Annotated in this window: 8 protein-coding genes and 2 pseudogenes; 7 read left to right on the top strand and 3 right to left on the bottom strand. The window is 72.2% G+C overall.

Annotated features, from left to right (window positions below; all coding sequences use genetic code 11):
* Positions 1 to 85: 85 nt before the first annotated feature.
* Positions 86 to 1,027, bottom strand: a pseudogene (locus tag ACFW2E_RS07090) (UbiD family decarboxylase); the annotation flags it as partial.
* A gap of 76 nt (positions 1,028 to 1,103) precedes the next feature.
* On the opposite strand from ACFW2E_RS07090, the gene ACFW2E_RS07085 reads away from it, so the two are divergent.
* Together ACFW2E_RS07085 and ACFW2E_RS07080 are read left to right on the top strand one after the other, a co-directional pair.
* On the top strand, positions 1,104 to 1,379 hold the full coding sequence (locus ACFW2E_RS07085; RefSeq protein WP_384462625.1) for a PLD nuclease N-terminal domain-containing protein: 276 nt from the start codon (positions 1,104 to 1,106) through the stop codon (positions 1,377 to 1,379).
* The gene (locus ACFW2E_RS07080) at positions 1,379 to 2,260 is read left to right on the top strand and encodes a LysR family transcriptional regulator (protein WP_384462622.1); all 882 of its coding nucleotides are present in this window, start codon (positions 1,379 to 1,381) and stop codon (positions 2,258 to 2,260) included. Before ACFW2E_RS07085 ends, ACFW2E_RS07080 begins: the two co-directional genes overlap by 1 nt.
* On the opposite strand, the gene ACFW2E_RS07075 is transcribed toward ACFW2E_RS07080, so the two are convergent.
* A complete protein-coding gene (locus ACFW2E_RS07075) occupies positions 2,157 to 3,104 on the bottom strand; it encodes a DMT family transporter (protein ID WP_384462619.1) in 948 nt (315 codons plus the stop codon). The genes ACFW2E_RS07080 and ACFW2E_RS07075 overlap by 104 nt on opposite strands.
* 173 nt (positions 3,105 to 3,277) lie before the next feature.
* On the opposite strand from ACFW2E_RS07075, the gene ACFW2E_RS07070 reads away from it, so the two are divergent.
* Positions 3,278 to 4,252 carry a zinc-binding alcohol dehydrogenase family protein gene (locus tag ACFW2E_RS07070; protein ID WP_384462616.1) on the top strand — a complete coding sequence of 325 codons (975 nt, stop codon included), beginning with the start codon at positions 3,278 to 3,280 and terminating at the stop codon, positions 4,250 to 4,252.
* A 34-nt stretch (positions 4,253 to 4,286) separates the two neighbouring features.
* On the opposite strand, the gene ACFW2E_RS07065 is transcribed toward ACFW2E_RS07070, so the two are convergent.
* On the bottom strand, positions 4,287 to 5,054 hold the full coding sequence (locus ACFW2E_RS07065; protein WP_384462613.1) for a CDP-alcohol phosphatidyltransferase family protein: 768 nt from the start codon (positions 5,052 to 5,054) through the stop codon (positions 4,287 to 4,289).
* 173 nt (positions 5,055 to 5,227) lie between these two features.
* Here ACFW2E_RS07065 and ACFW2E_RS07060 point away from each other — a divergent pair, with 173 nt between their 5' ends.
* The 4 genes and pseudogenes from ACFW2E_RS07060 to ACFW2E_RS07045 all read left to right on the top strand — a co-directional run.
* The gene (locus ACFW2E_RS07060; protein ID WP_384462610.1) at positions 5,228 to 5,677 is read left to right on the top strand and encodes a nucleoside deaminase; all 450 of its coding nucleotides are present in this window, start codon (positions 5,228 to 5,230) and stop codon (positions 5,675 to 5,677) included.
* Positions 5,670 to 6,653 carry an isopenicillin N synthase family dioxygenase gene (locus tag ACFW2E_RS07055; protein ID WP_384462607.1) on the top strand — a complete coding sequence of 328 codons (984 nt, stop codon included), beginning with the start codon at positions 5,670 to 5,672 and terminating at the stop codon, positions 6,651 to 6,653. The genes ACFW2E_RS07060 and ACFW2E_RS07055 overlap by 8 nt, the downstream gene beginning before the upstream one ends.
* Positions 6,654 to 6,783: 130 nt before the next feature.
* Positions 6,784 to 8,163: a condensation domain-containing protein gene (locus ACFW2E_RS07050; RefSeq protein WP_384462604.1), complete on the top strand. Its 1,380-nt coding sequence runs from the start codon at positions 6,784 to 6,786 to the stop codon at positions 8,161 to 8,163.
* A 70-nt stretch (positions 8,164 to 8,233) separates the two neighbouring features.
* A pseudogene (locus tag ACFW2E_RS07045) lies at positions 8,234 to 9,502 on the top strand (hypothetical protein); the annotation flags it as partial.

Here is a 9,502-nt window from a genome sequence, read left to right as displayed (position 1 = left end):
GCCGGGTAAGTTAGATTTGGTGGGGGTGACTGCGCGCGCGGGCGGGGGCGGCCCCGGGGGGCCGCGCGGGGGGGGGGGGCCCCCCCACGACGATCGACTGGAGCAGCGGCCGCTTCCGCATCGTCACGCAGTCGATCCTCAGGGCCGGGAAGGGCTCCTGCGGCGTGTAGAAGCCCGTGTGGTCGCCGAAGGGACCCTCCGGGAGCATCTCGCCGGGCTCCAGCCAGCCCTCCAGGACCACCTCGGCGTTCGCCGGGACCTGGAGCGGGACCGTCTTGCAGTCGACCATCTCGATGCGCTTGCCCGCGATGAAACCGGCGAACAGGTACTCGTCGATGTCACCGGGGAGCGGCGCGGTCGAGGCGTATGTCACGGCCGGGGGACAGCCGAAGGCGATCGCCACCGGCAGACGCTCCCCGCGCCGGGCCGCGACCTGGTAGTGGTTGCGGCTGTCCTTGTGGATCTGCCAGTGCATGCCGATGGTGCGCCGGTCGTGGCGCTGGAGGCGGTAGAGCCCGAGGTTGCGGATCCCGCTCTCCGGGTCCTTGGTGTGCGTGAGCCCCAGGTTGAAGAAGGAGCCGCCGTCCTGCGGCCAGGTGAACAGGGCGGGGAGCGTGCCGAGGTCGACGTCGTCGCCCTGCAGGACTACCTCCTGCACCGGGGCGTCCTTGACCTTCTTCGGCGGTACGTGCGTCATCGCGCCGAGCTTCCCGAACGCCTCGCGCACGCCCACGAAGCCGTGCGGCAGCTCGGGCCGCAGCAGCCCCCCGATCCTGTCGCTGATCTCGGCGTAGGACTTCAGGCCGAGCGCCTTCAGCAGGCGCCGGTCGGTGCCGAAGACGTTCATCGCGAGGGGCATGGCGGAGCCCTTCACGTTCTCGAAGAGCAGCGCCGGACCGCCGGACTTCTGCACCCGGTCGACGATCTCCCCGACCTCCAGATACGGGTCGACCTCGGCCTTGATGCGCTTGAGGTCTCCCTCGCGCTCCAGTGCCCTGAGCAGGGAGCGAAGATCGTCGTAAGCCATGTGTCCCAGTATCGGCCACGGGCTAACCTGGCCCCGTCACCGGGGCCGTCTCACTCTGCCGAGGGATCTCACGCCAATGCTCAGGTATCTCCCCTTCCTGCTGGTCCTGGCTCTGTGGATCTACGCGTTCGTGGACTGCCTCAACACGCCCGAGGACGAGGTGCGGGGCATGCCGAAGGTGGCGTGGGTGATCGTCATCCTGCTGTTCGGCGAGGTGCTGGTCGGCCCGGTCGCCTGGCTGATCGCGGGCAAGGTGCGGACCCCGGGCCCCGCCCGCTGGGTCGCCCCCGACGACAATCCCGAGTTCCTGAAGTCCCTCAGGAAGGACGAGCCCGAGCCCGGGGCCGAGTGATGGAACTGCGGCTGCTCGTCACCTTCGAGAAGGTCGCCACGGTCCTGAGCTTCACCCGGGCCGCGGCCGAACTGCAGTACGCCCAGTCCAGCGTGACCGGCCAGATCCGTGCTCTGGAGAACTCCCTGGGCACGGAGTTGTTCGACCGCCTGGGCAGCCGCATCCGGCTGACGGAGGCCGGAGAGCGGCTGCTGCCCTACGCCCGGCGGATGATCGAACTGGCCGAGGAGGCGCGGGCGGCCGTCGCCGAGGCGGAGGAACCCGCCGGGTCCCTCGCCGTCGGCACGATGGAGTCGCTGACCTCGTACCGTCTGCCGCCGCTGCTCGAGCTCTTCCACCACCGCTACCCGAAGGTGCGCCTGTCGTTGCGGACCACCATCGGTGACGAGACCCGGCAGGCGCTGCGGCAGGGGACGTACGACCTGGGCTTCCTGATGGAGGAGCGGACCGAGCACGCCGGGCTGGAGAGCGTGGTGCTGGCGGTGGAACCGCTGGCACTGGTGGCCCCGCCCGGACACGCCCTGGCGGGCGGGCCGGTGGGCACGGCGGAGCTGGTGGGGCAGCCGCTGCTGGCGACCGAACCGGGCTGTGCCTACCGGGACCTGTTCGAGCGGGAGCTGGCCGCCCTCGCCCCCGTGGACTTCATGGAGTTCGGCACGATCGAGGCCACCAAACGCGCGGCGGCGGCCGGCCTCGGGATCTCGCTGCTGCCCGAGGTGACGGTCGCCGCCGAACTCGCGGAGGGCTCTCTCGTACGGCTGCCGTGGGAGCCGCCGTTCACGCTTCGCACGCAGCTGGCGTGGCGGGCCGGGAAGCGGCTTCCGGCGCACGCCCGGCTGTTCGTCGAGCGGGCCCGGCGGATGGTGTCCGAGCAAGGGTGACCCGCAGGCTCGCCGTCACGATCAGCGGTACGCCCAGCGCCTGGACGAGGCCGATGTGGTGGCCGTACACCGCCCAGTCCATGAGCATCGCGACGGCCGGGTAGACGAAGGCGAGGACGGCGATCTTCGAGGTGGGCAGCTGGGCGTAGGCGGCGTACATCAGGACGTACATCACCCCGGTGTGGATGAGACCGAGCCCCACCAGCCAGCCCCAGTCCCATCCCGTCCCGCGCATGGCGCCGAAGTCGGCGAAGGGGAGCAGCAGCGGGATGCCCACGAGGACCTGGACCAGGGCGATGAGATGGGGGCGCACCCCGGTGATGCGCTTGGTGACCAGCGTGGACAGACCGTAGAGCAGCGCGGCGAGGAGGGCCTGGCCCACGCCGACGACATAGCGCCCGCCGCCGGTGAAGTCGCCGGGTGTGACACCGGAGACGAGGATCAGCCCGGCGAAGGCGACCGCGATCCACCCCACCTTGGCGGCGGTGAGTCGCTCGCGGAAGAGCAGGGCGCCGAGCAGGACCACGTAGAAGGGCTGCGTGTGGTAGACGACCGTCGCCACGGAGATGGAGGTGTTCTCGTACGACTGGAAGAGCAGCACCCAGTTGAGGACGATGAACACCCCGCCCAGGACGGCCAGTCCGAGGGTCCGCGGGGTGAAGCCGTGGCCGCGCAGCCAGCCGCGGGCGATGACGTACCCGCCGAGGGCGAGAGCGCCGAACAGGACGCGGAAGAACACGACGTCGAAGGGCGAGGCGCCCGACTCGACGACGAAGACGCCGAGGGTGCCGGAGAGCACCATCGCGGTGGTGAGCTGGGCCGTGCCCTTGGTCTGTGGGGTCATGCCGTCGAAGCTACGAGCGGGCGGCGGGCCCGGTCCACGCGCCGCCGGGGCGTCCTGCCGATGGGGTCATCGGACCCGCCGATGACCCCGGGTCACCGGAATATCCGGCGCGCCCGCCGGTGTCTTCTTGTACGACGACCATCGAATGACGAACAGGAAGCCGGAGGCGCGGCATGCGTGCGGTCGAGTTCCAGGAGTACGGCGGTCCCGAGGTACTGAGGGCGGTGGAGGCGGAGGTCCCCGAACCCGGCGCCGGTCAGGTGAGCATCGAAGTCGCCTACGCGGGCGTGAACTTCGCGGATCTGAAGGCCCGTTCGGAGGGCTACCGAGTGCCGGGCCTGCCCTACCGGCCCGGTCTGGAGGTCTCCGGCCGCGTCCGGGCGCTCGGGGCCGGCGTCGAAGGGCTCACCGTGGGGCAGGAGGTGACCGCCCTGACGGAGGGCGGCGCCTACGCGGACGTGGTCGTGGCCGACGCGGTGACCGTCTTCCCGGTGCCCTCCGGCCTCGACCTGCGGACGGCGGCCACGCTGCCGACCGTCCTGCCGACCGCGTACGCCCTCGTGCACGGCGTGGGCCGGCTCCAGCCCGGCGAGACGGTCCTGGTGCAGGGCGCGGCCGGCGGAGTCGGCACGGCGGTGGGCCAGTTGGCGCGTGCGGCGGGCGCGGGAGCCGTGTACGGCGTGGTGTCGTCGGCGTCCAAGTCGGCCCACGCGAAGGAGAACGGCTACGACGAGGTCTTCGTCGGGACCTTCGAGGAGCCGGTGCGGGAGGCGACCGGCGGCCGCGGAGTCGACCTCGCCCTGGATCCGGTCGGCGGCGAGACCCTGAGGGGCAGCCTGGCCTCGCTCGCCGTCTTCGGGCGGCTGGTCTCCTTCGGCAACGCGAGCTCGGCGGAGCCCTGGACCGTGGGCCAGCCTGAGCTGTACCCGCTCGGCAGGTCGGTGGCGGGCTTCTCGATTTTGTCCCTGGCGAAGACGGCACCGGCCGACCTCCGCCGCCTGGCCAAACTCGCCTTCGCCAAGGCAGCCGACGGCACGGTGTCCCTGCCGGTGACGGCGGAGTTCGAGCTGACGGACGCGGCGGAGGCGCACCGGCTGATGGGGGCGCGGACGAGTACCGGGAAGCTGCTGCTGCGGGTGGCCGGCTGACCGGCGCGCCCCTGCCCCGCCCCCTGGGACCTCGTCAGCGCAGCCGGGACGACGACAGGATCGACAGCAGGTGGGCGGGGACCATCACCCAGGTGATCACGGCGAGTGCGCCCAGCGCCCAGCGGGTGGGCTCGAGGCCGCCGGTGACCTCGTCGGCGATCGCGGCGGCGAGCAGCACCAGGGACGCCTCGATACCGTTGGTGACGCGGTGGATCTTGAAGGCGGCGGCCAGCCTGCGCACCGTGGCGACCCCCTGCGAACGCGGGCGGGTCGCCTCGTCGTCGGCCACGGCCAGTCCGCGCCGGGCGCGTGCCACGTCCACCAGGTCGGTGGAGGCCTTCAGCAGGACGACACCGAGCGCGGTGGCGATGCCGACCGACACCCAGCCGCCGTATCCCGACCGCGCCGCGTGGAAGCCGGCGCCCGCCATCAGCGCCGCGTCCGCCAGATAGGCGCCCAGCCGGTCGACGTAGATGCCGGTCGCGCTGTTCTGCCCCTTCCAGCGGGCGACCTCGCCGTCGACGCAGTCGAAGAGGAGGAACAGCTGCATGAGGACCACGGCCAGGACGGCGCCCGTCAGACCGGGCAGCAGCAGGGCCGCACCGGAGGCGATCCCGCACACCACCATGGTCCAGGTCAGCTGGTCCGGGGTGACCGGGGTGCGCACCAGCTGCCGGGTGAACCGCAGGGAGATCCTGCGCATGTAGAGGCGGCCCGCCCAGTGCTCGCCATTGCGGCTCGCCAGCTTCGCCCGTGGCTGTACGACGTCCCGCAGCTCCTCCAGGACCGGAGCGGCAACCATGGCTTCCTCCCACCCGCCGGGGGTCAACTGCCGCTGCGCGCGGCGATGATCGGGCCAGGGTACAGAGTGGATCTCCCGGCGCTTCACCGAGGCCGCTCCCGGTGGCCGCCGGAAGGCCACCGCGCGCCGGGGCCCGCGTTGCCCCCGTGCCTCAGCCCCAGGAGAGTGGACGCATGGACCAGCAACAGGCCCGCGCCTGGCTCGCCACCGCCGTCGCCGAGGCCCGCGCCGGGCTCGCCGAGGGCGGCATCCCGATCGGTGCCGCGCTCTACGCCGCCGACGGCACGCTCCTCGGCCGCGGCCGCAACCGGCGCGTGCAGGACGACGACCCCTCCACGCACGCGGAGACGGCCGCCTTCCGCGCGGCGGGACGACAGCGTTCGTACCGGGGCACCACGATGGTGACCACGCTCTCGCCCTGCTGGTACTGCAGCGGCCTGGTCCGCCAGTTCGGCATCTCCCGGGTCGTGGTCGGCGAGTCGGCCACCTTCCACGGCGGCCACGACTGGCTGGCCGAGCACGGTGTCGAGATCGTCCTGCTGGAGGATCCCGAGTGCGTGGCGATCATGCGCGAGTTCATCGAGAACAACCCGGCTCTGTGGAATGAGGACATCGGTGAGTGATCCCAGGCCCCGCATCCCCACCATCGATCTGCGCCCCTGGCTCTCCGGCGACCCCGACGCGCGGCGGGAGACCGCGCGTACCGTCGACCGGGCCCTGCGGACCGCGGGGTTCCTGCTCGTCACCGGGCACGGGGTCGACCCCGCGCTGTGCGCGGCCGTCAGGGCGGCCGCGCGGCGGTTCTTCCTGCTGCCCGTCGAGGCCAAGCGGGTGTACGAGGCGAAGGTCGGCGGGCGCGGGTGGCTGGGGCCCGGGGCGGAGGCCAACGGCTACTCGGAGGGGACCGAGACCCCGCCCGACCTGAAGGAGTCACTGACCTTCGCGACGCACGAGCCGTTCGCGGATCCGGTCGTCAACGCCGAGTGGTACGCGCCCAATGTGTGGCCGGGCGAGGTTCCCGAACTCCGGGCGCTGTGCGAGGAGTACCTCCGGGAGATGGCCGCGCTGGAGAAGCGGCTGCTGTCCCTGCTCGGTCACGCCCTCGGGCTCGAACCCGACTTCTTCAGCCGGCACATGGACCATCCGACCTACGGCTTCAACATCAACTGGTACCCGGGGACCGAGGTGATCGGTGAGCCGCGCCCGGGCCAGTTCCGGATCGGTCCGCACACCGACTTCGGGACGGTCACCATCCTCGACCGGCAGGCGGGCAAGGGCGGACTTCAGGTGTACACGGACCCCGCGCAGGGTGGTGCCGGCTGGCAGGACGCGCCCCACGACCCGGCCGCCTTCACCATCAACATCGGTGACCTGATGGCCCGTTGGACCGGCGACCGGTGGCGGTCGGGGCGGCACCGGGTGCTGCCGCCGCCCTCGGACGCGCCCGCCGAGGAGCTGATGTCTCTCGTCTACTTCGGCGAGTGCACCCCGGGCACGCTCGTCGAGTCCGTACCGGCGCCGGTGGGGCGGGTGACGTACCCGCCCGTGGACTCGCACGTCTACCTGCGCGAGAAGCTCGACTCCATCACCGTCGACTGATCGCTTCCGCGTTCGGGCCACCCCCCGTTCCGCTGAAATGCCCGGACACGGCATGTCCCGGTCGTACCCGGCGGCATTCCCTTGAAGGGGGCCCATCCAGCGGGTCCCCTTCTGCGATCGGAGACGTCCCGTGCGAATCACTGACATCCAGCGCTGCGAGGTCCGGCCGGGACGGCTCGTCGAGTGGACCCTCAGCCCGGCGACCGTCGAGGCCGCCACCCGCCTGCCGGAGGACTCCCGGCCGCCGGCCTACATCCAGGAGTCGCACATCAGGACGGCCAGGTCCGTGCGCGACGAAGGGCTGTTCGTGCCGACCTGGCTCGGTACGGCCTTCGACCTCCCGGGGCCGGTCGACCTCGGCGTACTGGAAGAGGCGCTGCGCGACTGGACGCTGCGCCACGAGACGCTGCGCAGTGGCTTCCGCTGGTGCGGCGACGAGCTGCGCCGGTTCACCCTCGACGCCGGCACGGTGAGCCTGAGCCGGCAGGTGGTCGGCGACTTCACCGACGCGCAGGCGCTGGCCCGCCACCTCCAGAACCGCTTCGACGTCACGGCGGACGCGCTGCGCTGGCCGAACCTCATCTACACGGCGGTCGTCCGGGCCGACTGCACCAGCGTCTACATGGCCTTCGACCACAGCAATGTCGACGCCTACTCCCTGCACGCCATCCCCGCCGAGATCCAGGAGCTGTACGCGGCGCGGGCCGAGGGGCGCGGCGACGCGCAGCGGCCGCCGGCCGCCAGCTACGTGGACTTCTGCGAGATGGAGCGGGCGGACGCGGACCGGATCGACGACGGGCACGCGACCGTAGCCCGCTGGCGGGAGTTCATCCGGCGCTGCGACGGCACGCTGCCCGGCTTCCCCGTCGACCTCGGCCTGGAGCCCGGAAGCGGGCTGCCCGGCCAGAAGATGATGTGCGAACCGCTCGTGGACGCGGACGCTGCCGCCGCGTTCGAGTCGTACTGCCGGCCCTTCGGCGGAAGCCTGGTCGGCGTGCTGGCCGCCACGAGCCTGATCGCCCAGGAGATCGGCGGCCAGCCGGTGTACCGCACGGTGGTGCCGTTCCACACCAGGGTGAAGTCGCGGTGGTCGGACTCCGTGGGCTGGTACGTGGGCGGCGCTCCCATCGAGGTGGCGGCGGAACCCGATCTGCCGGGCGCCCTGCGGGCCGTGCGCGCCGAGCTGCAGTCCGCCCGGCCGCTGGCGCGCATGCCGCTCGCCCGGGTGCTGAGCCTGCTCGGCGCGGACTTCCGCCCGACCTCGCCGGACCTGTACTCGATCGTCTCGTTCGTGGACACCCGGGGCATCGCGGGGTCCGAGCGGTGGGCCGAGCTGAAGGCGTACGCGCTGATCCGGGTGTCGTACGGCGACCAGGTGTGCGCGTGGGTGCAGAGACTGCACGAAGGTCTGTGGTTCGCGAGCCGGTACCCCGACACGGACGTGGCGTACAAGAACATGCGGCTGTACGTGGAGCGGCTGCGGGACCTGATCGTCTCCGCGGTTTCGTGACCCAACGGACACCACGCGATCTGGTACGAAGCAACTCCCCCTTCCTACACTGGTGTTGAGGGGGGATGCGGTGCACAGACGTCTGCACGGGCGCGGGGCCCTGTTCGACACGGATCCGGCCGGTCTAGCTCCGCGGCTCGTGGGTCTGCGCCCCTACCAGCACCGTGCGTATCCGTTCGAGCATCGGACGGAGCTGCCCTTCGTCGTGCTCACCGGGGCGCGCGGGCTGGGCAAGAGCGCGGTGCTCGCCGAGCTGCGGGAGGCCTACAGGGGGCACACGCCGGTCGCGTTGGTCGACTGCGCGGACGAGCAGTTCGCAGGGCCGCCCGCGGACCGGCCCGCCGAGTCCTGGTCCCCGGTGGCCCAGGCGCTGCTGGTGATCGCCGAGCAGCTGGCCGAACCGGTGACCGGGGCCGGTCGGATCCAGTTCCCCCGGCTGATGTCGGGGCTGGTCGCGGTGGCCGCGGGCGGATGGCGCGACGCCGACTCGGACCGGATCCGCCGCGAGGTCGAACGGATCCTGCTGCTGAACGAGAGCGGTTCGTGGGTCAGCGGCTTCGCCGGGCGGTGGGCCGGGAAGGTCGCGGCGAAGATCGTCGCGGCGGCGACCGGCAGCGGGCCGTTCCTGTCGGGCGCGGTCGAGGCCACGCTGGAATCCGTCGCGGAGGGGTTCGCCAGCCGTCGGCACCAGAAGGCGTCGGTCTGGTACCGGACGTATCCGAACGCGGGCGGACACGCCCAGCGCGGGCTGATCCTGCTGTCCGGGCACTTCCGGGCGGGCGGCACCTCCCGGGAGCACGCCGAGCGGTATCTGGTGCGGGCGCTGCTCGCCGACCTGACGGAGGCCTACTCGGGTGTGCTGCCGCGTATGCAGCGGCTCGGGCGGCCGCTCGTCCTCGTCGACAACGCGCAGACCGCCCCCGGGCCGGGACTCGTGGACGCGGTGCTGCGGGACCGCGCCGAGGGCTTCACCGACCAGGTGGCGTTCGTCGGCGCGCTGCGCGGCGACGGCCGGGAGGGCCTGCGCAACGCCGTGCGCTGGGCGCTGCCCGAGGTGGCCCGGCGCAGCGAGTGGGCGCCGGACGCGGCCGTGCCGTCCTCGCGGGCGCTGCTGGTTTCGCTGCCGCCGCTCACTCCGGACGACACCCTGCACATCGTGGGCGCGGTCTGCGACGAGGTGCCGGTGCCGCCCCAACTCCCGCACGCCACCCACCGGCTGACGGGCGGAAATCCGCTGGGCATCGTCCTGCTGGCGGAGTCGGCGGCGCAGAACCTGCCGGAGGCGGCCTCGCTCGGCCGGCTGCTGACGGCGGACGGACGGCTGCACGAGGACCACGAC

It is taken from the genome of Streptomyces sp. NPDC058964, from assembly GCF_042741275.1.
In the GTDB taxonomy this organism is placed as follows: domain Bacteria; phylum Actinomycetota; class Actinomycetes; order Streptomycetales; family Streptomycetaceae; genus Streptomyces.
Note: the sequence above shows the minus strand (reverse complement) of the source record. Positions and strands in the feature narration are given on the sequence as shown.